The organism is Stenotrophomonas sp. A3_2 (assembly GCF_036624925.1).
GTDB classification, from domain to species: domain Bacteria; phylum Pseudomonadota; class Gammaproteobacteria; order Xanthomonadales; family Xanthomonadaceae; genus Stenotrophomonas; species Stenotrophomonas hibiscicola.
Window position 1 is genome coordinate 21,121 of record NZ_JAZKVY010000217.1, and the last position, 20,899, is coordinate 42,019.

Consider the following 20,899-nt stretch of genomic DNA (forward strand, 5'->3'; position numbering starts at 1 on the left):
CTCCCGTGCCCTTCCCCGCTCCACCTAGAATGTCCCCATGAGCACCCTGACCTTCCGCGCCGCCACGCCGGCCGACATCCCCGCCCTCATTGCCCTCGTCACCTCGGCCTACCGCGGCGATGCCAGCCGCGTCGGCTGGACCACCGAAGCCGACCTGCTGGACGGCGCCCGCATCGACGCCGAAGGCATCCAGGCCGACCTGGACCGCCCGCGCTCCACCATCCTTCTGGCCGAGCGCGGGGACCAGCTGGTGGCCTGCGCCCATGTCGCCGATGTCGACGGCAAGGGCTACTTCGGCATGTTCTCGGTCGACCCGGCCCAGCAGGGTGGCGGCGTTGGCAAGCAGCTGATGGACGCCGCCGAAGCGCACGCCGCACGCGAATGGAACGTGCCGGTGATGCAGATGACGGTGATCGACGTGCGCGACGAACTGATCGCCTTCTACGAGCGTCGCGGCTACAGCCGCACCGGCATCAAGAAGCCGTTCCCGTATGGCGACGAGCGTTTCGGCATCCCCAAGCGCGACGACCTGCGCTTCGAGATCCTTGAAAAGCCGTTGTCCGGAGCCGTCGCGTGAGCGAGGCCTGGACCTTTGTCTGTGCCGGCGCCGAGCTGTTGCCGGGCGAAATGAAGAGTGTGTTCGACGAGGTGACCGGCACGCCGATCGTGGTATTCAACCTCGACGGCGAGCTGTACGCCCTGGAAGACCAGTGCACGCATGAAGAGTTCGAGCTGTCCTCGGGCGAGTTCAACACCACCGAAGGCAGTGTGGAGTGCGTGCTGCACGGGGCGCGCTTCAACGTGCGTGACGGGCGCGCTTTGTGCGCGCCGGCCTACAGCCCTGTGCCCAAGTTTCCGGTGAAGCGCGAGCACGACGCCATCTGGACCCGCGACGACCGGGAATGAGGCGGCGCTCCGCCCGGAGAGATCATTCACGGGGCGCCCCGCCAGAGAGCATCCACCCATAGGGTGGATCTACCGGAAGGCCATGAGGACCCTTCCAGGGCGCCCCGTGGCCGCCTCGGGGGGCCGCCACGCCCCGTACATGCGAATCATTATCGTTGATGTTATTCTACGTAACATCTTCGTAACGACTCCGCCCCTCGCGCCATGGCTTCGCCCGCGCCCACCGCCACGCTGTGCCAGCTTGCCCGTCAAGGGTGGCCGCTGCTTGTGGCCGTGCTGCTGACGCTGCTGCTGGGCTGGTCGGCACTGCACGAAGGACGCGACAACGGCCCTGCTGCCAACGGCTGGCAGGCACAGGCTGAAGATCTGCATCAGGTCATGCCGATGCCGGCCCCGCCGGCGGACGAGTGCCCGCACCATGCCGCGCCAGCACCGGAGCCGCCGCTGGATGGCGAGGGCACCACGCCCTGTACCGAACTGGCTCCCCCGCGCGCCGCCCTGGTCGCGCATGTTCCGCTGTGGCGCTCCAACGCCCTGCGCTGGCAGCTGCACGATCCCGCACTGCGGTTGAACCCCGGCCACGCACCGCCCGCACCGCACGCCAGCTGAGACGCCCTGCGGCTGTTGCCGTGCGTCTGACGTCATTCGCCCATAGCCGAGCATCGGCTCGGCTCTACAGACGAAGCTCTCCACGTGCCCACGCGCTGCCTGCGCTACGGCTCTCCCCTTTCCCGATCCACGCCACGACCCATCGCCATGACCTACATCACGTCCCGCAAGCACGCCCCGCGCGTTTCCCTGCTCGCCACCGCCACCCTGGCCGCGGGCTTCGCGCCGCTGGCTGCGCAGGCCGCCGACAGCGCCGACGCCGGCTCCCGCAACGCCACTGAGCTGGACAAGGTGCAGGTGCGCGGCAGCTGGTTCAACCCGTCCTCGCCGAAGTTCACCGCCGAGCTGCTGGACACCCCGAAGTCGGTGTCGATCGTGTCGGAAAAGCTGATCGCCGAAACCGGTGCGACCAACCTGCAGGATGCGCTGCGCATGGTCCCGGGTATCACCTTCGGTGCCGGCGAAGGCGGCAACCCGACCGGTGACCGCCCCTTCATCCGTGGCTTCGATTCGCAGAGCAACGTGTTCGTCGACGGCCTGCGCGACGTCGGCTCGCAGACCCGCGAGATCTTCGACCTGGAGCAGGTGGAAGTCGTCAAGGGCCCGAGCTCGGCCTACGGCGGCCGTGACTCCGGTGGTGGTAGCCTGAACCTGGTGAGCAAGACGCCGAAGCTGAAGAACGAGACCAGCGCCAGCATGGGCATCGGTACCGACAGCTACGCACGCGGCACCGTGGACGCCAACTACGTGCTGGGCGATGGCATCGCCGCCCGCCTGAACCTGATGAAGCACGAATCGGACATCGCCGGCCGCGACGCCGCCAACGTCAGCCGTTGGGGCATCGCGCCGTCGATCGCGTTCGGCCTGAACGGCCCGGCGCAGCTGATCGCCAGCCACTACCACATGCAGAGCGATGACCTGCCCGATGCGGGTGGCTTCCCCTACAACAATCCGTTCTCCAGCGGCCCGAACGTGGCCAGGAACGGTGATGGCCGCCCAATGGTGCCGGACCGCAACAACTACTACGGCCTGGTCGACCGTGACTTCCAGCGCACCCGCGCCGACATCAGCACTCTGGACGCCAGCTACGACTTCGGTGGCCACAAGCTGCGCAACATCGCGCGCCTGGGCAACACCAGCAACGACTACCTGTGGACCCAGCCGGACGACAGCAAGGGCAACCCCAACCTGTACGGCACCTTGTGGCGTCGCACCAACACCCGTGCGGTCGACGTCAAGAGCTTCGCCGACCAGCTGGGCCTGACCGGTGCGTTCCAGACCGGCGCGCTCAAGCACAGCTACAGCGCGGGCCTGGAGTACAGCGACGAGAAGATGACCCGTGGCAGCTACCTGATGTCGCCGGGCACCGCCAATCCCCTTGAAAACAGCGCCAACAGCACTCGCTGCCAGGTGTCCGGCGCGGCCACCGGCTACAACTGCACCGACTTCAACAAGCCGAACCCGAACGATCCGTGGGCGGCCGGTCAGATCGTCTATCGCAGCGACAAGGCGCTGGACGTCGAGCAGCGCACCAGGACCACCTCGGCCTACGTGTTCGACACCATCGAGCTCAATGAGCAGTGGATGATCAACCTCGGCCTGCGCTACGACGACTTCCGTACCACCCTGACCACGCCGGTGGCCGGCAAGGCACCGACCCGCGTGCGCAACAGCAACGACTTCCTGAACTACCAGGCCGGCGTGGTGTTCAAGCCGGCCGCCAACGGCAGCATCTACCTGTCCTGGGGCACCTCCTCGACCCCGCCGGGCATGGACGGTGGTGACGGTTCGGACGGCCTGAGCGCGGCCGTTGCCGACCTCAAGCCGCAGGACACGAAGAACCTCGAACTGGGCACCAAGTGGGACCTGCTGGACAACCGCCTGAACCTGACTGCTGCGATCTTCCACACCGTGATGAACAACGCGCGCGTGACCATCGACAACGGCACCAGCCAGAACGCCGGCAAGAAAGAGATCAACGGTTTCGAGCTGGGCTTCAACGGCCAGTTGACCGAGGCCTGGAGCCTGTACGGCGGCTACACCTACCTCGATTCCGAGCTGAAGGACAATGGCTTTGTCTGTGGCGCACCGGTGGGCCGCACCTGCCCGTCCAACGTCTACGTGCCATCGCCGAACAACGGCAACGAATTCCCGAACACCGCCAGGCACAGCGCCAACCTGTGGACCACGTACCGCTTCCCGATCGGCCTGACCGTCGGCGCCGGTGCGTTCTACTCGGACAAGCAGTACGGTGATGTGGCCAACACCAAGTGGATTGCCAGCTACACCCGCTTCGACGCGATGGCCAGCTACGCGATCCAGGACAACATCAGCCTGCAGCTCAACGTGCAGAACCTGACCGACAAGACCTACTTCACCAAGGCCTATGCCTCGCACTACGCGAGCATCGCCCCGGGTCGCTCGGCCACCCTGGCACTGAACGTGAAGTTCTGATGTAACTGCGCTCCACCACGGCGGCAGGCTCTCCTGCCGCCGTTTTTGTTTCCGGCGATACTCACCCCATGGCACCCCGTACCCCCATCGACAGCGAAGCTCTGGCCGAGCTGCTGCAGCACGATCCGCAGGCGGCCTTCGCGCATGTGCGCGACGCCGCGCGGGCCGGACAGGTCGAGGCACAACTGCTGCTCGCGCAGATGCACATGGAAGGCAAAGGCACCGCACAGGACGCCTCGGCGGCACGGCTCTGGTACGAAACCGCCGCCAACAACGGCGCGCCGATGGCGATGAACATGCTGGGCCGCTGCCACGAACTGGGCCAGGGCACCGCCCCCGACCCGGCGCTGGCCGCGGTGTGGTACCGCCGCGCGGCCGATACCGGGCTGGACTGGGGCCTGTACAACCTGGCCAACCTGCTGGCCACCGGTCGCGGCGTGCCGCTGGACCGCGCGCAGGCGCTGGCGCTGTACACGCGCGCCGCGCACCTGGGCCACGCCAAATCGATGAACCTGCTGGCCCGCCACCTCGAAGACGGACTGGAGATCGAGCGCGATCCGCAGGCGGCGCTGGACTGGTACCAGCGCGCGGCCGAGGCCGGTGATTTCCGCGGCCAGGCCAACTACGCCTCGATCCTGCTGCAGGCCGGCCAGGTCGAGCAGGCCGTGCACTGGCTGCGGCTTGCACTGGCCCACGGCAGCCCGGCGTTCATGGCGCATCTCGTGCCGGAACTGGCCGCATCGCCGCATCCACAGGTGCGCGCCCTGGTCGCACCGCCGTCCCTCTGAGGAGTCCCGCATGCTGCTGCACATCCCCGACGTTCTCAGCGCCGACCAGGTGGCCGACTTCCGCCGCCGGCTGGATGCCGCCGACTGGACCGATGGCCGCGAGACCGTCGGCCATCTGGGCGCGCAGGCCAAGCACAACCAGCAGCTGCCCGAGGCCTCGCCGCTGCGCCGCGAACTGGGCGAGATCATCCTCGTCGCGCTGGCCCGGCATCCGCTGTTCTTCAGCGCCGCGCTGCCACTGAAGTACCTGCCACCGCGCTTCAACCGCTACAGCGGCGGCGGCACCTATGGTTTCCACGTCGACGGCGCGGTGATGAACCTGGCCAACGGCGAACAGCTGCGTTCGGACATCTCCTGCACCCTGTTCCTGTCCGCGCCGGACGAGTACGAGGGCGGCGAACTGATCATCAGCGATACCTACGGCGAGCATGAAGTGAAGCTGCCCGCTGGCGACCTGATCGTGTACCCGTCCAGCAGCCTGCACCAGGTGCGGCCGGTCACCCGAGGTGCGCGCGTGGCCTCGTTCTTCTGGGTACAAAGCATGATCCGCGACGATGTGCAGCGCCGCCTGCTGTGGGAAATGGATGGCGCGATCGAGCGCCTGCGGCAGACCGGCGGCGACGCCGAGGCGGTGCTGCAGCTGACCGGCGTGTACCACAACCTGCTGCGGCGATGGAGCGAAGTCTGAGCCCCATCCGGCCAGTCCGCGACATTTTGGCAATCATTCTCATTTGCAACAGATAACAGCTCTCATTACAATCACGCCCCGTTGATGCCGGCCGCTGCCGGCAGACCCTTGGGGACCCCTGCTTGCTGCGCCCGCTTCGCCCTCGCCCACTCATCCATCGCAAGATGGGCACCGCCATGCGCGGCCAGCGTCCTGCGCTGGCCAGCCTGCTGGCGTGGGTGGCGATGCTGGCCTTGCTGCTGGGCACCCTGCCCCTGCTGCCACACGGGCAAGCCGGAATGGCCGTGCAGATGCCGCTGGAAGAGCGCGGTGGCGAAGCCCCCCTGCTGGAAGAGGCACCGGCCAAGCTGCGCCGCTGTGCTGCCGCCCCGGTGAAATCAGCCGAGAAGGCACGCCCGCCGTTGCTGCTGGCCAGCCAATGGCTGCGCACCGAGCTTGAACTCGTACCCGCTACGCCGGCCATGCCCGGCGTGCGCCCGGACTGGCCGCTGGCCGCTCCGGACACGCCCTGGGCCGACGCGCCCGGACGCCGCCAGCAACGCGGCCAGGCGCCGCCGCTCGCCTGATTCACGGCCCCGCGTGACCACCTGCACGGTCGCGTCAGCGCGCCGCTGCCTGCTTCATCCCTGCCGCCCCTGACCGGGCCTCCCCGTGCATGCCGACCGTTCGCGCCTGGCATCGCACCACCCTGCATCCTTCGAGGTTACTGCCATGGCCCAGCGCCATCGTGTCCGTTCGTCCCTGTCCCGTACCCTGCTGACCAGCGCCGTGCTGGTGGCCATGACCGCCCCTGCCTTCGCCCACGGTGACGCTTCCGGCACGCCACAGACGCTGGACAAGGTGGTGGTCACCGCCTCCGGCTTCGAGCAGAAGGTGGTCGATGCACCGGCCAGCATCAGCGTGGTCAGTCGCGAAGAACTCAGCAAGCGCCCCTACACCAACCTGGTCGACGCGCTGCGCGACGTCGAAGGCATCGATGTCGGCCTGGAGGCCAGCGACAAGAACGGCCGCGCCACCATCTCCATGCGCGGCCTGCCGTCCGAGTACACCCTGGTGCTGATCGACGGCCGCCGCCAGAGCAATGTCGGCCAGCTGTACCCGAACAACTTCGGTGGCGGCCAGTTCGCCTACCTGCCGCCGCTGGACGCGATCGAACGCATCGAAGTGGTGCGCGGCCCGATGTCCACGCTGTATGGCTCGGACGCGATGGGCGGCGTCATCAACATCATCACCCGACGCAACCAGGACAGCTGGCACGGCGCCGTGACCCAGGGCTTCACCGTGCAGCAGGATGACCAGTTCGGTGATGCACGCACCACCGACCTGTACCTCAGCGGCCCGCTGCTGAAGGACCGCCTCAGCCTGGCGGTGCGCGGCAGCTACTACGACGCCAAGGCCTCCAATCCGGAGTGGGATGCACTGCCCCTGCCCGACGGCAGCCTGTGGGAGCGCAGCATCGGCTTCGGCGGCGGTGGCAAGTCGGTGGCCAACACCAACTGGAACACCGGCGTACGCCTGGACTTCCGCGTCAACGACGATCACGAACTGTGGCTGGACTACGACGTGTCGCGGCAGAAGTACGACAACAGCGAAGGCCAGACCGGCACGCTGGACAGCCTGGCCAGCCTGTGGCGCGTCGGCAATGCGGTCATCCCCAACCCGAACGGCAGCGGCACCGTCACCCGCCGCGTGGTGCAGCCGCGCGTGGGCTACACCGCCTACCAGCGCTATGAGCGTGACCAGGTATCGCTGACCCACCAGGGCCGCTACAGCTTCGGCACCTGGCAGACCTCGCTGACCCACAGCAAGAGCAGCAACCTGGGTCGTTCGCTGCCGCTGACCCTGGACGAGCGCGCCAACCTGCAGACGCTGTGGAATGACGTCTGCCGTCGTACCGGTGCTGCCAACAACTGCGCGGCCGGCCGTGGCAATGCGCTGACTGCGCTCAATCCCAGCGAGATGGCGCGCCTGCAGGCGTTCCTGCCGCGTCCGCTGCGCACCATGGAGCTGGAAGGCTACGTGCTCGACACGATGCTCGATCTGGATTTCGGCGCACACACGCTGACCGTCGGCGGCCAGTACAACGACACCGACATGATTGACGGCGTGTTCGGCATGGATGGCGCCGGCTACCGCAGCAACACCAAGCAGAAGCACCGCATGTGGGCGCTGTTCGCCGAGGACAACTGGGCCCTGACCGATACCCTCACCGCTACCTTCGGCCTGCGCTACGACGACCACAACGTGTTCGGCAGCCATGTCAGCCCGCGCGGCTACCTTGTGTGGAACGCCAGCGACGCGTGGACCTTCAAGGGCGGCGTCAGCACCGGCTACAAGACCCCGCGTCCGGACCAGCTGTTCCCGGGCATCACCGGCTTCGGTGGCCAGGGCGTGCTGCCGCTGGTGGGTTCGCCGAACCTGAAGCCTGAAACCAGCACCAACTACGAGTTGGCCGCCTACTACGAGGGCCAGCGCTGGGGCTTCAACGTGACCGGCTTCTTCAACAAATTCGAGGACAAGATCGCCAGCGGCGGCACCTTCCCCAACTGCGAAGTGGCCCGCGCCGGCAGCGGCTACTGCGTGGACATCGGCCCAGGCTGGGCAGCACTGGGCTACAGCACCTTCACCCAGAGCGTGAACATCGACAAGGCCGAGACCCGCGGTGCCGAGCTGGCCGGTCATGTCGACCTGCTCGACACCCTGCAGCTGCGCGGCAACTACACCTGGACGAAGAGTGAGCAGACCAGTGGCGCACAGAAGGGGCTGCCGATCAGCGGCACCATGCCGGCAAAACACATGGCCAACGCCAGCCTCAACTGGCAGATCAATGAAGCGGTCAGCCTGTCGCTGATCGGTGAGGGCCGCTACGACCGCTACCGCGACACGCTGCTGGATGCCAGCGGCGCCAGCCACACCCGCTACTACGAGGACTACACGATCTTCCATCTCGGTGGCAGCTGGAAGGCCACGCCCTGGCTGACGGTGAACGCACGGGTCAACAACCTGCTCGACAAGGATTTCGTCTCGCAGTCGTGCCTGTTGATCAGCCAGAGCGAATTCAACTGCGTGGACGACTATGCGACCAAGGACCAGCGCCGCAGCTACTGGATCTCGCTCAACGCGAAGTTCTGACCGCCACGCACCGGTAGTGCCGGCCGCTGGCCGGCAATCCGACGTTGTTTCCCGGAACCCCGGTAGTGCCGGCCGCTGGCCGGCAATCGCCCTCCAGGGATACAGAACGACACGCAATTGCGAGCTATTCTCATCAATGATGTAATGGGCAGTCCCCGTCCGCCTCGAACCGTGCCGTGAGCCGTCCTGCCTCTTCCACCGTGCAGCAGCAACAGAACCGTGGCTTCTGGCTGCGGACGCTGCACCAGTGGCACTGGATCAGCTCGGCGGTGTGCCTGATCGGCATGCTGCTGTTCGCGGTGACCGGCCTGACCCTCAACCATGCAGCGAAGATCGAGGCCAAGCCCGAGGTGCAGAACCAGCATCTGGAGCTGCCGGCCGAACTGCTGGGCCAACTGGGCACGCGCGAGGACGGCAACGCACCGATTCCGCGCCCTGCCCGGCAATGGCTGGACACGCAGCTGGGCATCGCCATTGGCGGCCGCCCGGCCGAGTGGTCGACCGAGGAGATCTACCTGTCGCTGCCGCGCCCCGGTGGCGACGCCTGGCTGAGCATCGACCGCGAGACCGGCGCGGTGGAATACGAATCGACCTCGCGCGGCGCGGTGTCCTACCTCAACGACCTGCACAAGGGCCGCAACGCGGGCCCGGCGTGGGGCTGGTTCCTGGACCTGTTCGCCGTGGCCTGCCTGGTGTTCTGCATCACCGGCCTGTTCCTGCTGCACCTGCATGCGCGGCAGCGGCGCATGACCTGGCCGCTGGTCGGCCTCGGTCTGATGATCCCGCTGCTGATCGCCCTGCTGCTGATCCACTGACTTTCCTTCGTTTCCGGAGCCGCCCCATGCGCGTCACCCTGACCATCGCCCTCAGCGGCCTGCTGGCCACCTCGCCGGCCTATGCCACCACCCTCGACATCAACGTCGAAGTGCCCAAGCTCAACGTGGCCGAGTACCACCGCCCGTACGTGGCAGTGTGGCTGGAAGGCGCCGACCAGAAGGTCGCGGCCAATCTGTCGGTCTGGTACCAGCAGACCAGCAACAGCGAAGGCCACGGCACCAAGTGGCTGCCCGACCTGCGCCAGTGGTGGCGCAAGAGCGGCCGCACCCTGCAGGTGCCGGTGGACGGCGTGACCGGCCCGACCCGCCCGGCCGGCAAGCACGCGCTGTCGTTCAACGACAAGCAGCCGGCACTGAAGCAGCTGGCCCCCGGCAACTACACCCTGGTGGTCGAGGCGGTGCGCGAAGTCGGCGGCCGTGAACTGCTGAAGATCCCCTTTACCTGGCCGGCCACCGCCGCGCAGAACGGCAAGGCGCAGGGCGCCACCGAACTGGGCCAGGTCACCCTGTCCGTCAAACCCTGAGAGGGGACGGAGGGGATTAAGTCGTAATCCCCTTCTCCTTGCCGCATCACCCCGCATCCACTGGAGTCCTCCGCATGAAGCGCACGCTCGTCCTCGCCGCCGCCCTGGCCGCTGCCCTTCCCTTCTCCGCCCTGGCCCACAAGGCCTGGCTGCTGCCCTCGCAGACCGTGATCGCCGGCAACGCGCCGTGGATCACTGTCGACGGTGCGGTCTCCAACGACCTGTTCTATTTCAACCACGTGCCGCTGCGCCTGGAATCGCTGGTGATCACCGCGCCGGACGGCAGCACCGTGCAGCCGCAGAACGCCTCCACCGGCAAGTACCGCAGCGTGTTCGACATCGAACTGAAGCAGCCCGGCACCTACCGCATCGCGTCGGTCAATGACGGCCTGTTCGCCACCTACGAGCAGAACGGCGAGCGCAAGCGCTGGCGTGGCAGCGTTGCCACTTTCGGTGAACTGCCGAAGGATGCGAAGAAGCTGGAAGTGAGCCAGTCGGTCGGCCGCGTGGAGACCTTCGTCACCAACGGTGCGCCGAACGACACCGCGCTGAAGCCGACCAACCGCGGCATCGAGCTGGTCGCGGTCGGCCACCCGAACGATCTGTTCGCCGGCGAGGAAGCCACCTTCCGCGTGCTGGTCGACGGCAAGCCGGCCGCCGGCCTGGAATTCGAGATCGTGCGTGGTGCCACCCGCTACCGCAACGCACAGGACGAACTGAAGGTCACCAGCGATGCCAAGGGCGAGATCAAGGTGACCTGGCCGGAAGCCGGCATGTACTGGCTGGAGACCGGCACCGAGGACAACAAGACCTCGGTGAAGCAGGCCGCCAAGCGCCGCCTGAGCTACGTCGCCACGCTGGAAGTGCTGCCGCAGTAATGTGGACCGCGATGCCGGGCAGCCCCGGCATCGCATCTGCAGCACACCACCATGACCGATCCCCAGCTCGACATCGCCCGCCTCGGCGGCACCACCATGGGCACCACCTGGAGCGTGTCGCTGGTTGCGCCGCGCCAGCGCGACCTGCACCTGCTGCATGCCGGCATCCAGGCGCGGCTGGATGCGGTGGTCGCGCAGATGAGCACCTGGGAGCCCGGCTCGGACCTGAGTCGCTACAACCGCGCCAACGCGGGCCAATGGTGCGTGCTGCCGGCTGAAACCCGCCAGGTGCTGGCCTGCGCACAGGCCATCGCCGCCGCCAGCGATGGTGCATTCGATCCTACCGTCGGCCCGTTGGTGGCACTGTGGGGTTTCGGTGCACATGCCGGCGAACGCCGCCAACCCGATGCCACCACCGTGCAGGCCACGCGCGAGCGCTGCGGTTGGCAGCGCCTGCAATGGCGCAGCGATGCGCTGCTGCAACCGGGCGGACTGGAACTGGATCTCTCTGCGATCGCCAAGGGGTTCGGCGTCGATCACGTGGCCGCCTGGCTGCGCGATCAGGGTATCGCTGCTGCACTGATCGAGGTCGGTGGCGAACTGGCCGGCTACGGCCGAAAACCGGACGGCCACCCCTGGCGCGTACTGGTGGAATCCGCACCGGAAGAAGACGCGCACACCGAAACACCACCGCGGGTGCTGGCGCTGGAGGACAAGGCGGTGGCCACCTCCGGTGATCGCTGGCACCAGTACCAGGCCGATGGCCAGGCCTTCAGCCATAGTCTCGACCCGCGCACCGGCATGCCGGTACGCCAGGTCGCCGCAGCGGTCACCGTGGTGGCCGACGACGCCATGCACGCCGATGCCTGGGCCACCGCACTGACCGTGCTCGGCCACGAACAGGGCATGGCGCTGGCCGAACGCGAAGGCCTGGCTGCACGCTACCTGCAGCGTGCAGCAGACGGCCCGCGGGAATTTCTCAGCAGCGCCTTACAGCGCCTGCTCGACGAGCAGGACGCATGAGCGCACGTCCATCGCGCGCGTGGCTCGGCAACGCACTGGTCCTGCTCCTGCTGGCGCTGATCGCCTGCGCGCTGCTGCGACTGCATCTCGGCGAAGCCTGGTGGCAGGGCGCGCCGCCGGCACGGCAAACGCAGATCGCGATCATCGCCACCGCGCTGTATGCGCTGGCCTGCGCCGCACTGCGGTGGCGTGGGCGACCGCGCGACGATGCTGCCTCTGGCGACGTCGCACCGATCCTGATGGTCTGGTCCAGCCAGACCGGTTTTGCCCGCGAACTGGCCGAACGCAGTGCCGAGGCATTGCGCGGTGCCGGCGTGCCGGTGCGTGTGCGCGGCCTGCATGAGGTCGACGCCACGCTGCTGGCCGACAGCCAGCGTGCATTGTTCATCGCCAGCACCACTGGCGAAGGCGACCCACCCGATCATGCGCTGCCGTTCCTGCGCGGCGTGATGGCCTCACCGCCTGCGCTGCAGCACTTGCAGTACGGCGTGCTCGCACTGGGCGACCGCAGTTACGGCCACTTCTGCGGATTCGGCCACCAGCTCGACCAGTGGCTGCGCCAGCACGGTGCGCATCCGCTGTTCGATGCGATCGACGTCGACAACGCCGATCCGGCCGCGCTGCGCCATTGGCAGCAGTTGCTGGGCCAGCTCGGCGGCGGCGCCAGCGAACTGCCCGACTGGAGGCCGGCCGAGTACCAGCCGTGGACGCTGCTGCAACGTGAGCATCTGAACCCGGGCAGCCCCGGCGGCGCGGTGTATTGGCTGCGCCTGCAGCCCCCGGCCGATGCAGATGCGCAGTGGCAGGCCGGTGACATCGCCGAAATCGGCCCGCAGCATGCACCGCACACCGTGCGTGCCTGGCTGGACGCACAAGGCTTCGATGCGGACATCGCGCTTGATGACGGGCAGACGTTGCTGGCACGCGTTGCGCGCTCACACCTGCCCTCATTGGTTGCTCCGGGTGACCTGCCCGCATTGCTGGCGACCTTGCAACCGCTGCCGCATCGCGAGTACTCGATCGCCTCGGTGATGACCGACGGTGCGGTCGAGCTGCTGCTGCGCCGCCAGCTTCGCGCCGACGGAACACCCGGCATCGGCAGTGGCTGGCTGTGCGACCACGCGGCCATTGGCGAGCCGGTGCAGCTGCGCCTGCGCCGCAACGACAATTTCCACGGCGTCGCCGCCGAGGTACCGCTGCTGCTGATCGGCAACGGCACCGGCATCGCCGGCCTGCGCGCACACCTGCACGAACGCGTACGCAGTGGCGCCCGCCGCACCTGGCTGCTGTTCGGTGAGCGCACCGCCACGCACGACTTCCACTTCGGTGAAGAACTGCAGGCGATGCTGGCCGACGGCACGCTGGCGCGGCTGGATGCAGTGTTCAGCCGCGATGGCGGTGCGCATCGCTACGTGCAGGACCGGTTGCTGGCCGAAGCGGCAACACTGCGGCGGTGGGTGGATGAGGGCGCCACGATCCTGGTCTGCGGCAGCCTGCAGGGCATGGCCCCGGCGGTGGATGCGGTGATCGAACAGGTGCTGGGTGTTGCGGGCAAGGAAGCGCTGTTGCTGGCCGGTCGTTACCGGCGCGATGTGTATTGAGGTTGCCGCATCCACGCATGGCGTGGATCTACTGAACGCACCGACGCCTGCGAACCGCCTTCTGGTGGGTGCGAATCTTGGTTCGCACCATGACGCAGCATTGGCGGCCGTATCCACGCATGGCGTGGATCTACTGCGCGGCGTGTCCAGGCATGGCAACTACACCCCAGTAGATCCACGCCATGCGTGGATTGAGCCACCGGTGCCGAGGCATCATCCCGCCGCCGCACTGACCCGGATCACCAACAACTCGCCCCCGCCCTGCAACGCGTGCCGCTGACGTTCGCCGGCCGCCAACCACGCGGTATCGCCGGCCTGCAGCGGCGGCAGGCCACTGTCGGCACCGAACGCCGCCTGACCGGCCAACAGATGCAGCGCCCAGGCCACGCCCGGTTCGCAGAAGAAGAACATCGCGCCCACCAGTGGCCGGTGCAACAGTTCGGCCTGCAGCAGCTCGCGCTTCCACATCAGGTTGAAGTCGTGGGTGGTGCCATCGACCAGTTCACCATGCAGGGTTTCCTCGCCGGCAAAGCGCACCCGTCCATGCGGCGGCAGCACCTCGGCCACACGGCCACCGTCGAAGCGCAGGCGCACGCCATTGCCCTGCAGCAGTACCAGTTCGCGCTCCACGCCGGGGAAGGCGGAGAACGCGGCGTCCTGCTCGATCTCGGCCACCGACAGGCGCAGCGCCCAGTCATCCCCCTGCGCAGGCAGGCGCAGGATCTCGCGGGTCCAGCCAAGTCCATTCCGCCAGCGTTCGCGGCGATAGTCCAGGCTGGAAATGACCTGGCTCGGAGTGTGCAGCAGGGAGTCGATGTTCATCCACGCATTGCATCATGCCGCGCGCCGTCGTGCATCACCGCGTGGCGAGCGTGCCCTGTCCACCGCACCCGCCGGCCAGCAGCTGCGAGTGCTTCAGCCAATCCTGGTCGGGGTAGTAAGCAAACACCATCGTGCCACCACGCAACGCATCGATCAGCGGCTTGGCCACCGACAGCCGCACCGCCGGGCAACCCAGGCTGCGTCCCAGCCGCCCCTGCAGCTGCGCGGTAGCCGGGTTCACGTACGGCGCACCATGGATGACGATCGCTCGGTCACGCGCGCGGTCATTGAAGCCCGGTTCCAGCCCGGCCAGGCGCAGCGAATAGCCGTTGCCGCCCATGTAGGTTTCCTGCGCGGTGAACGCGCCGAGGCTGGACATGAAACTGCCGTCGCGGTTGGAGAAGTGCTCGGTGCGGTTCTCGCCGCTGTTGCGGCCATGCGCCACCCATTCCTCGAACAGCAGGCGCTGGTGGGCCAGGTCGAACACCCACAGGCGCGGCTCGGTGGACGGGCGCGAGTAATCGATCACGCTGAGCCGATCACCGTTGATGCCCAGCTCCGGCCGCTGCAGCGCGCAGCGCATGGCGCGCGCCGCCAGCTGCAACACGTGGCGGTCGGCCTTGGGCGCACTGCGCGACAGCAGGGCAGCCAGATCATCGGCAGAGGTGGCGAGGGCGGGCGTCTGTGCCAGCGCCGGGGCGCTGGCCGAGGTCGCCAGCAGGCCGAACGCGGCCAGCCGGCACAGGCGGGATGCAGTCATGGGCACAACGAGGGGACTCAGTTGCCCTTGAGGGTGGACCCTGGCGGCTCGGATTCCAAGACCGGCTGCATTCCGGATTCAGCCGGGCTTGGGCGGACCGCCGGCAGCGAGGTCACCAGCAGGGTCGTGCCCGGCACCAGCACCTGGTACAGCTGGCGGGCGAAATCGGCCGGCAGCGCCATCGGCAGCGAGGGCGTGGCCAGCAGGTCCGGCGTGGCCTGGGCGCGATCCTGGCCCAGCAACGGGTAGGCCGTCCACTGGTGCAGGCGCTGGTTCACGTCCAGCGGGCTGGGGGTGTCGCTGTAACCCTGCCCCATCACGAACAGCGTGGTCCCTTGGAAGGCCGGCAGCGCGTCCGCCTTCAACGGCGACTCGCCGATCATCACGCCATCGCGCAGCACGTACAGGCGCTGGTCGTGCAGGCTGACCAGGATGCCGACCTGCCCGGCCGGGGCTGCGCTGTCGTTCCACCACGCCTGCGCCGGCGCTCCGCCCTCTGCCTCCGGCAGGGCCTGCCCACGCGCATTCACGGGTGCCAGTACCGACGGATAGGCCAGGGTCATCGGCGAGCTCTTGGCGTCGGCCACGACCACGGTATCGCCACGCTGGGTTTCGCTGAACAGCTTCTGCGCGAAGGCCTGCGGCAGGCGCACGCAGCCGTGCGAGGCGGGATGCCCGGGCAGGCTGCCGCCATGCAGAGCGATACCGTCCCAGGTCAGCCGCTGCATGTACGGCATCGGCGCGCTGTTGTAGAGGTTGGACCTGTGGTCCTTGTCCTTCTGCAGGATGGTGAACACGCCGGTTGGCGTCTCGTGCCCAGCCTTGCCCGAGCTGATCGTGGTCAGGCCGATGGCGATACCGTTGCGGTAGACATAGGCGCGCTGCTCATCGAGGCTGACCACCAGCACGATCGGGCCGGTCGGCGAGATTTCCGGATGCCACAGGTATTCGCCCGGCTTGAGGTCGGTCGGTCCGCGTACCTCGGCGGTGGCCGCAGCGGCAGCTGCAGGCTTGGCGGCCGGCGTAGGCGCAGCGGCGTGGGCCTGCAGTGGCAGGGTCAGTGCCAAGGCGAGCATCAGGGTGGTGGGGCGGTGCACAAGCATCCAGCGGGGTCCTTTCCATGCGGAGCGGCCACCGTACACCATCGGCCCGTGGTGGCCGCGGCAAAACCAGGCGCCGGAAATGAAACTGCCCGGCGACACAGCCATGTGTCGTACCGGGCAATCGTTACGTCCTTGTCGGCCTGCTGCCGCCCCCTCGCATCCTGCGCTGTGGGGGTAGCGTTGCATCCTGCACGCGGCCGCGTCTGTCCTGTTTGTATCTCAGCCCCTTCCACAGGTCTGTGATGCCACCATCCTGGTGAGTGGTGCCGCGTCCTGCGGCGGTCGGTGGTCACGGGCGTCCTGTCCGTGACCGGTGAACCAGCGTCCTGCCGGTTCCGACGATTCCTGCTGTCAGCGCCTCGGTACGGTTCGCACCGGTACCGATCCGGGTACCGGATCCGCCGGCAACAACCTGTTGCCTACGGTGATCCGCTGTCGATTCCGTTCGACGATGGCTTTCCCTATCCCCTTCACCTGCGCCAAGTCCTCGACGCGATGAAACGGGCCGTGTCTGCGCCGGTGCTCGACGATCGCCTCAGCCTTGGCGGCTCCGACCATCGTCAATCCCTGCTGCAGCGCCTGGGCATCGGCGCGGTTGATGTCGATCGGTTCGGCGGCATGCGCCCCAGCGATCCACACGACCAGCACCAGTGCCCTCAACACGACACTCCAAGGCACGACGTGTATCTCCTTGTGATTCTGGACGTCCCGACCGGCAATCCCGTCGGTAGGAACAGTGTCCGTCACCACATGCACACAGCCTATCGGTTTCCTGGATTTCTAAAAGCCAGCCAAATACCCAACGTGATGTAGGAAAAACCCTACCCGTGGCACAGGCGTAGAATGGCGGGATCAGCCCATGCAACCGGAGTTTCAGATGGACAGCGCCAAGCTCGGCCAATTCGTCAATGACAAGTGGGACAGTGAAATCGTCCCGCAGTTGGTCGACTACATCCGCATTCCCAACAAGTCGCCGATGTTCGACGCCAATTGGGTGCAGAACGGCTACATGGAACAGGCGGTCACGCTGATGGAGAACTGGGCCAGGGCCCAGCAGCTGCCCGGCCTGAAGGTTGAAGTGGTGCGCCTGGAAGGCCGCACCCCGCTGATCTTCCTGGAAATTCCGGCCTCCGGCCCGGAAACCGGCGACGACACCATCCTGCTCTACGGCCATCTGGACAAGCAGCCGGAAATGACCGGCTGGGACGACGATCTCGGCCCGTGGACCCCGGTCCTGCGCGGCGACAAACTGTATGGCCGCGGCGGTGCGGATGACGGCTACGCCATCTTCGGCTCGCTGGCCGCGGTGCTGGCGCTGCAGGCCCAGGGCCTGCCGCACGCCCGCTGCGTGGTGCTGATCGAAGCCTGTGAAGAATCGGGCAGCTACGACCTGCCGGCCTACGTCGACCACTTGGCCGACCGCATTGGCAAGCCGTCGCTGGTGGTCTGCCTGGATTCGGGCTGCGCCAACTACGACCAGCTGTGGTGCACCACCTCGCTGCGCGGCCTGACCGGCGGCAACTTCACCGTGAAGGTGCTCAACGAAGGCGTGCATTCCGGCGATGCCTCCGGCGTGGTGCCGTCCAGCTTCCGCCTGCTGCGCCAGCTGCTGTCGCGCATCGAGGACCAGGACACCGGCCGCATCCTGATCGACGGCATGAACGTGGAAATCCCGGCCGAACGTCTGGAACAGGCCAAGCGCGCGGCCGAAGTGGTGGATACCGAGATCTTCGAGAAGTTCCCGATGGTCGACGGCCTGCGCCCCATGAACGAGGACCTGACCGAGCTGGTGCTCAACCGCACCTGGCGCCCGGCGCTGTCGGTCACCGGCGTCGGTGGCATGCCGCCGCTGGAATCGGCCGGCAACGTGCTGCGTCCGCAGACCTCGGTGAAGCTCTCGCTGCGCCTGCCGCCGACTGCCGATGGCAAGACCTGCGGCGAACTGTTGAAGGAAGCACTGCTGCGCGACCCGCCGAACGGCGCGCAGGTCACCCTGGACCTGGAAAAGGCCTCCACCGGCTGGAACGCACCGGCCATGGCGCCGTGGCTGACCCAGGCCATTGACGACGCCAGCCAGGCCTTCTTCGGCAAGCCGGCGATGTACATGGGCGAAGGCGGCTCGATCCCGTTCATGGGCATGCTGGGCGAGAAGTTCCCGGGCGCGCAGTTCATGATCACCGGCGTGCTCGGCCCGCATTCCAATGCACATGGCCCCAACGAGTTCCTGCACATCCCGATGGGCAAGAAGGTCACCGCCTGCGTGTCCAAGGTGATCAGCGAGCACTATGCCGCCAGCCTGCGCGGCGAGACCAGCGGTTCGCCGGTGGCTGCCGACAGCGGCACCCGCCACGGCGACCACGGCTGCTGCTGATTACGGCACACCGTGACGGACGCAGCCTGGCCTTGCTAGGCTGCGTCCACCCAAAGCGGAACACATGCACATGAATGGTCTGTTCGGCAGCAGCAGCTGGCTGTACATCCTGCTGGTCGGCTTCGTCGTCGGCCTGCTCGGGCGCTTCTTCATGCCCGGCAACAACCGCATGGGCTGCCTGCTGACCATCGTGCTGGGCATCATTGGCGCGCTGGTGGCCGGTTGGTTCGGCCAGTACATGGGCTGGTACGCCCCCGGCGAACCGGCCGGTTTTCTCGGCGCGGTGGTGGGCGCGGTGGCCGTGCTGGCCGTCCTGCGCCTGTTCAGCGGTCGCCGCTGACGCCGTCCCTCCTTCCCCCCTGCTCCCGACGTTGGCGCGCCCGGCGCGCCCGGATATGCCCGCATGACCGAACCCGCCTCCGATCCCCAGCGCAGCGCGCAGCGCCTGCAGTGGGCCCGTACCCAGCTCGATGACGCCAACGCGGTAGTCGAACGCGCTTCGGTGGATGCCGGCATGCGCAGCTACTGGCGTACCACCAGCACGCGCGGCAGCCACATCGTGATGGACGCTCCGCCGGGGCTGGAAGATCCGCGGCCGTGGCTGCGCATGCGCGGCCTGCTGCACGACAACGGCCTGCGCGTGCCTGCATTGCTGGCGCAGGACCTGGAAGCCGGCTTCCTGCTGCTGGAAGATCTCGGCGGCCCGACCCTGGCCAGGATCCTCGACGAGCGCAACGCCGATGAATGGTTCGGCCGTTCGATCGAACAGCTGCTGCGCCTGCAGGCGATCCCGGTACCGGCCGACTTCGGCCAGTTCGGCGAAGCGCTGCTGCAGCGCGATGCCGGCCTGTTCGACGAATGGTTCCTGCAACGCCACCTGCAGCTGGAACTGGACTGCGGCGAGATCGAAGGGCTGCAGCTGGTACACCGCCGATTGATGGACAACGCATTGGGCCAGGCCCAGCTGATGACCCACCGCGACTACATGCCGCGCAACCTGATGCCGGTCGACGACGGCCCCGCGGTGCTGGATTTCCAGGACCTGGTGCGTGGCCCGATCGCCTACGATGCGGTGAGCCTGTTCAAGGACGCCTTCCTGAGCTGGCCGCTGCAGCGCGTGGACGAGTGGCTGGCGCAGTACCACGAGCGCGCACGCGACGCCGGCCTGCCGGTACCCGACCGCGCCACCTTCCTGCGCGATGCCGACTGGATGGGTATCCAGCGCCACGTGAAGATCCTTGGCCTGTTCTGCCGCCTGCGCTACCGCGACAACAAGGGCCATTACCTGGACGACGCGCCGCGCTTCATCGGCTACCTGGATGAAGTACTGCCGCGCTACCGCGAGCTGGCACCGCTGCAGCAGCTGCTGGACGAGCGCATCAAGCCGGCGCTGGCCGAGCTGGGTGCACCGATGCGCGTGGCCCGATGAAGGCGCTGGTCTTTGCCGCCGGCCTCGGCGAGCGCATGCGCCCGCTGACCCTGCACACGCCCAAGCCGCTGCTGGAAGTGGCTGGCAAGCCGCTGATCGTCTGGCACCTGGAACGCCTGGCCGCACTCGGCGTGCGCGAGGTGGTGGTCAACACCGCGTGGCTGGCCGAGCAGTTCCCTGCAACGCTGGGCGATGGCAGCCAATGGGGCGTGCGCCTGCATTTCCTGCACGAAGGGCCGACCCCGCTGGAAACCGGCGGCGGCATCCTCAACGCATTGCCGGTGCTGGGCGATGCCCCGTTCCTGGTGGTGAACGGCGATATCTGGACCGATTTCGATTTCGCCACGCTGCCGCGCGAGCCGCAGGGCCAGGCACACCTGGTGCTGGTCGACAATCCGGCGCAACACCCCGACGGTGACTACCGCCTCGATACGCAGGGGGTGCTGCACCATGACCGCGAAGGTCCCTGCCTGACCTATGCCGGCATCGGCGTGTACCGTCCTTCGATCGTGGCCGACTGGCGCGCGGTGATCGGCGATGCGCCGGGTAGCGAGCGGCTGCCGCCGAAGTTCTCGGTGGTGCCGCTGCAGAAGCATTTCATGGCGCAGGGGTTGATGACGGGGCAGCACCATCGCGGGCGTTGGACCGATGTGGGTACCGTGGATCGCCTGCGCGCGCTGGATGCTGAGTTGGCGGCGAACGGCTGAGCCCCTCGTGGCTGGTCGCTCAAATCAACAGCCGTGCTTGGCCGGGCGGTGTGGGTTCGCGGGGGACGCCGTGGACCCGTCCCTGGGGGCTTGGCCGCGGCATCCATGCCGCGGACACCCCCGCGAACCCACCCCGCCCGGCCTCTGACAGTTTCCGTGGGCGTCCAGCCACGGAAAAGAAAAAAGAAAAGCAAAAGCGGGTCGCTTCGCTGCGCTTGCTCTGGTGACGACCAAGGTCGACACCCACCAACAGCAGTCAGCAGTCAGC

At 67.5% G+C, this 20,899-nt stretch carries 21 protein-coding genes; 17 read left to right on the plus strand and 4 right to left on the minus strand.

Annotation, left to right across the window (positions count from 1 at the left end):
• Positions 1 to 37: 37 nt before the first annotated feature.
• The 13 genes from R5H29_RS07315 (at position 38) to R5H29_RS07375 (ending at position 13,439) form a co-directional block, all read left to right on the plus strand.
• A complete protein-coding gene (locus R5H29_RS07315; RefSeq protein WP_164144938.1) occupies positions 38 to 577 on the plus strand; it encodes a GNAT family N-acetyltransferase in 540 nt (179 codons plus the stop codon).
• Positions 574 to 906: a non-heme iron oxygenase ferredoxin subunit gene (locus R5H29_RS07320; RefSeq protein WP_332328992.1), complete on the plus strand. Its 333-nt coding sequence runs from the start codon at positions 574 to 576 to the stop codon at positions 904 to 906. The genes R5H29_RS07315 and R5H29_RS07320 overlap by 4 nt, the downstream gene beginning before the upstream one ends.
• 204 nt (positions 907 to 1,110) lie before the next feature.
• Entirely contained in the window at positions 1,111 to 1,515 is a 405-nt protein-coding gene (locus R5H29_RS07325; protein ID WP_332328993.1) for a hypothetical protein, read from the plus strand.
• Positions 1,516 to 1,662: 147 nt separating this feature from the next.
• Positions 1,663 to 3,969, plus strand: coding sequence for a TonB-dependent receptor domain-containing protein (locus R5H29_RS07330; protein WP_332328994.1), 2,307 nt, complete (start codon positions 1,663 to 1,665; stop codon positions 3,967 to 3,969).
• A 68-nt stretch (positions 3,970 to 4,037) separates the two neighbouring features.
• Entirely contained in the window at positions 4,038 to 4,757 is a 720-nt protein-coding gene (locus tag R5H29_RS07335) for a tetratricopeptide repeat protein (protein WP_332328995.1), read from the plus strand.
• 10 nt (positions 4,758 to 4,767) lie between these two features.
• On the plus strand, positions 4,768 to 5,445 hold the full coding sequence (locus tag R5H29_RS07340) for a Fe2+-dependent dioxygenase (protein ID WP_332328996.1): 678 nt from the start codon (positions 4,768 to 4,770) through the stop codon (positions 5,443 to 5,445).
• A 164-nt stretch (positions 5,446 to 5,609) separates the two neighbouring features.
• Positions 5,610 to 6,011 carry a hypothetical protein gene (locus tag R5H29_RS07345; protein ID WP_021202570.1) on the plus strand — a complete coding sequence of 134 codons (402 nt, stop codon included), beginning with the start codon at positions 5,610 to 5,612 and terminating at the stop codon, positions 6,009 to 6,011.
• 145 nt (positions 6,012 to 6,156) lie between these two features.
• Positions 6,157 to 8,577, plus strand: a complete 2,421-nt coding sequence (locus R5H29_RS07350) for a TonB-dependent receptor domain-containing protein (RefSeq protein WP_332328997.1) — start codon at positions 6,157 to 6,159, stop codon at positions 8,575 to 8,577.
• A 176-nt stretch (positions 8,578 to 8,753) separates the two neighbouring features.
• Positions 8,754 to 9,392, plus strand: a complete 639-nt coding sequence (locus R5H29_RS07355) for a PepSY-associated TM helix domain-containing protein (RefSeq protein ID WP_111098216.1) — start codon at positions 8,754 to 8,756, stop codon at positions 9,390 to 9,392.
• A gap of 26 nt (positions 9,393 to 9,418) precedes the next feature.
• Positions 9,419 to 9,937 carry a DUF2271 domain-containing protein gene (locus R5H29_RS07360; RefSeq protein WP_021202573.1) on the plus strand — a complete coding sequence of 173 codons (519 nt, stop codon included), beginning with the start codon at positions 9,419 to 9,421 and terminating at the stop codon, positions 9,935 to 9,937.
• A gap of 74 nt (positions 9,938 to 10,011) precedes the next feature.
• A complete protein-coding gene (locus tag R5H29_RS07365) occupies positions 10,012 to 10,815 on the plus strand; it encodes a DUF4198 domain-containing protein (protein ID WP_005408419.1) in 804 nt (267 codons plus the stop codon).
• 51 nt (positions 10,816 to 10,866) lie between these two features.
• The gene (locus R5H29_RS07370) at positions 10,867 to 11,838 is read left to right on the plus strand and encodes an FAD:protein FMN transferase (RefSeq protein ID WP_188250645.1); all 972 of its coding nucleotides are present in this window, start codon (positions 10,867 to 10,869) and stop codon (positions 11,836 to 11,838) included.
• Positions 11,835 to 13,439 (plus strand): sulfite reductase subunit alpha, encoded by a 1,605-nt coding sequence (locus R5H29_RS07375; protein WP_332328998.1) that lies wholly within the window; start codon positions 11,835 to 11,837, stop codon positions 13,437 to 13,439. Before R5H29_RS07370 ends, R5H29_RS07375 begins: the two co-directional genes overlap by 4 nt.
• Positions 13,440 to 13,652: 213 nt before the next feature.
• Here R5H29_RS07375 and R5H29_RS07380 read toward each other — a convergent pair whose 3' ends face one another.
• The 4 genes from R5H29_RS07380 to R5H29_RS07395 form a co-directional block, all read right to left on the minus strand.
• Complete coding sequence (locus tag R5H29_RS07380) at positions 13,653 to 14,261, minus strand: HutD family protein (RefSeq protein WP_332328999.1); 609 nt, start codon at positions 14,259 to 14,261, stop codon at positions 13,653 to 13,655.
• A 34-nt stretch (positions 14,262 to 14,295) separates the two neighbouring features.
• Complete coding sequence (locus tag R5H29_RS07385; protein WP_019659426.1) at positions 14,296 to 15,021, minus strand: murein L,D-transpeptidase catalytic domain family protein; 726 nt, start codon at positions 15,019 to 15,021, stop codon at positions 14,296 to 14,298.
• A 17-nt stretch (positions 15,022 to 15,038) separates the two neighbouring features.
• Positions 15,039 to 16,124: a L,D-transpeptidase gene (locus R5H29_RS07390; RefSeq protein ID WP_019659427.1), complete on the minus strand. Its 1,086-nt coding sequence runs from the start codon at positions 16,122 to 16,124 to the stop codon at positions 15,039 to 15,041.
• 351 nt (positions 16,125 to 16,475) lie between these two features.
• Positions 16,476 to 16,787 carry a helix-hairpin-helix domain-containing protein gene (locus R5H29_RS07395; RefSeq protein WP_224329378.1) on the minus strand — a complete coding sequence of 104 codons (312 nt, stop codon included), beginning with the start codon at positions 16,785 to 16,787 and terminating at the stop codon, positions 16,476 to 16,478.
• A 214-nt stretch (positions 16,788 to 17,001) separates the two neighbouring features.
• Between R5H29_RS07395 and R5H29_RS07400 the strand changes: the two genes are divergently transcribed.
• From R5H29_RS07400 to murU, 4 genes are all read left to right on the plus strand, one after another.
• Entirely contained in the window at positions 17,002 to 18,495 is a 1,494-nt protein-coding gene (locus R5H29_RS07400; RefSeq protein WP_021202579.1) for a M20 family metallopeptidase, read from the plus strand.
• Between the two features lie 70 nt (positions 18,496 to 18,565).
• Positions 18,566 to 18,835, plus strand: coding sequence for a GlsB/YeaQ/YmgE family stress response membrane protein (locus R5H29_RS07405; protein WP_019659430.1), 270 nt, complete (start codon positions 18,566 to 18,568; stop codon positions 18,833 to 18,835).
• Positions 18,836 to 18,898: 63 nt separating this feature from the next.
• Positions 18,899 to 19,924: an aminoglycoside phosphotransferase family protein gene (locus R5H29_RS07410; RefSeq protein ID WP_019659431.1), complete on the plus strand. Its 1,026-nt coding sequence runs from the start codon at positions 18,899 to 18,901 to the stop codon at positions 19,922 to 19,924.
• On the plus strand, positions 19,921 to 20,631 hold the full coding sequence (gene murU, locus R5H29_RS07415) for an N-acetylmuramate alpha-1-phosphate uridylyltransferase MurU (protein ID WP_021202581.1): 711 nt from the start codon (positions 19,921 to 19,923) through the stop codon (positions 20,629 to 20,631). The genes R5H29_RS07410 and murU overlap by 4 nt, the downstream gene beginning before the upstream one ends.
• Positions 20,632 to 20,899 lie beyond the last annotated feature (268 nt).

Bases quoted from the DNA above. Each gene is read 5' to 3' on its own strand.
- R5H29_RS07315 (WP_164144938.1), top strand. From the start codon at position 38: ATGAGCACCCTGACCTTCCGCGCCGCCACGCCGGCCGACATCCCCGCC.
- R5H29_RS07325 (WP_332328993.1), top strand. From the start codon at position 1,111: ATGGCTTCGCCCGCGCCCACCGCCACGCTGTGCCAGCTTGCCCGTCAA.
- R5H29_RS07330 (WP_332328994.1), top strand. From the start codon at position 1,663: ATGACCTACATCACGTCCCGCAAGCACGCCCCGCGCGTTTCCCTGCTC.
- R5H29_RS07335 (WP_332328995.1), top strand. From the start codon at position 4,038: ATGGCACCCCGTACCCCCATCGACAGCGAAGCTCTGGCCGAGCTGCTG.
- R5H29_RS07340 (WP_332328996.1), top strand. From the start codon at position 4,768: ATGCTGCTGCACATCCCCGACGTTCTCAGCGCCGACCAGGTGGCCGAC.
- R5H29_RS07345 (WP_021202570.1), top strand. From the start codon at position 5,610: ATGGGCACCGCCATGCGCGGCCAGCGTCCTGCGCTGGCCAGCCTGCTG.
- R5H29_RS07350 (WP_332328997.1), top strand. From the start codon at position 6,157: ATGGCCCAGCGCCATCGTGTCCGTTCGTCCCTGTCCCGTACCCTGCTG.
- R5H29_RS07360 (WP_021202573.1), top strand. From the start codon at position 9,419: ATGCGCGTCACCCTGACCATCGCCCTCAGCGGCCTGCTGGCCACCTCG.
- R5H29_RS07365 (WP_005408419.1), top strand. From the start codon at position 10,012: ATGAAGCGCACGCTCGTCCTCGCCGCCGCCCTGGCCGCTGCCCTTCCC.
- R5H29_RS07370 (WP_188250645.1), top strand. From the start codon at position 10,867: ATGACCGATCCCCAGCTCGACATCGCCCGCCTCGGCGGCACCACCATG.
- R5H29_RS07375 (WP_332328998.1), top strand. From the start codon at position 11,835: ATGAGCGCACGTCCATCGCGCGCGTGGCTCGGCAACGCACTGGTCCTG.
- R5H29_RS07380 (WP_332328999.1), bottom strand. From the start codon at position 14,261: ATGAACATCGACTCCCTGCTGCACACTCCGAGCCAGGTCATTTCCAGC.
- R5H29_RS07385 (WP_019659426.1), bottom strand. From the start codon at position 15,021: ATGACTGCATCCCGCCTGTGCCGGCTGGCCGCGTTCGGCCTGCTGGCG.
- R5H29_RS07390 (WP_019659427.1), bottom strand. From the start codon at position 16,124: ATGCTTGTGCACCGCCCCACCACCCTGATGCTCGCCTTGGCACTGACC.
- R5H29_RS07400 (WP_021202579.1), top strand. From the start codon at position 17,002: ATGGACAGCGCCAAGCTCGGCCAATTCGTCAATGACAAGTGGGACAGT.
- R5H29_RS07405 (WP_019659430.1), top strand. From the start codon at position 18,566: ATGAATGGTCTGTTCGGCAGCAGCAGCTGGCTGTACATCCTGCTGGTC.
- R5H29_RS07410 (WP_019659431.1), top strand. From the start codon at position 18,899: ATGACCGAACCCGCCTCCGATCCCCAGCGCAGCGCGCAGCGCCTGCAG.
- murU (WP_021202581.1), top strand. From the start codon at position 19,921: ATGAAGGCGCTGGTCTTTGCCGCCGGCCTCGGCGAGCGCATGCGCCCG.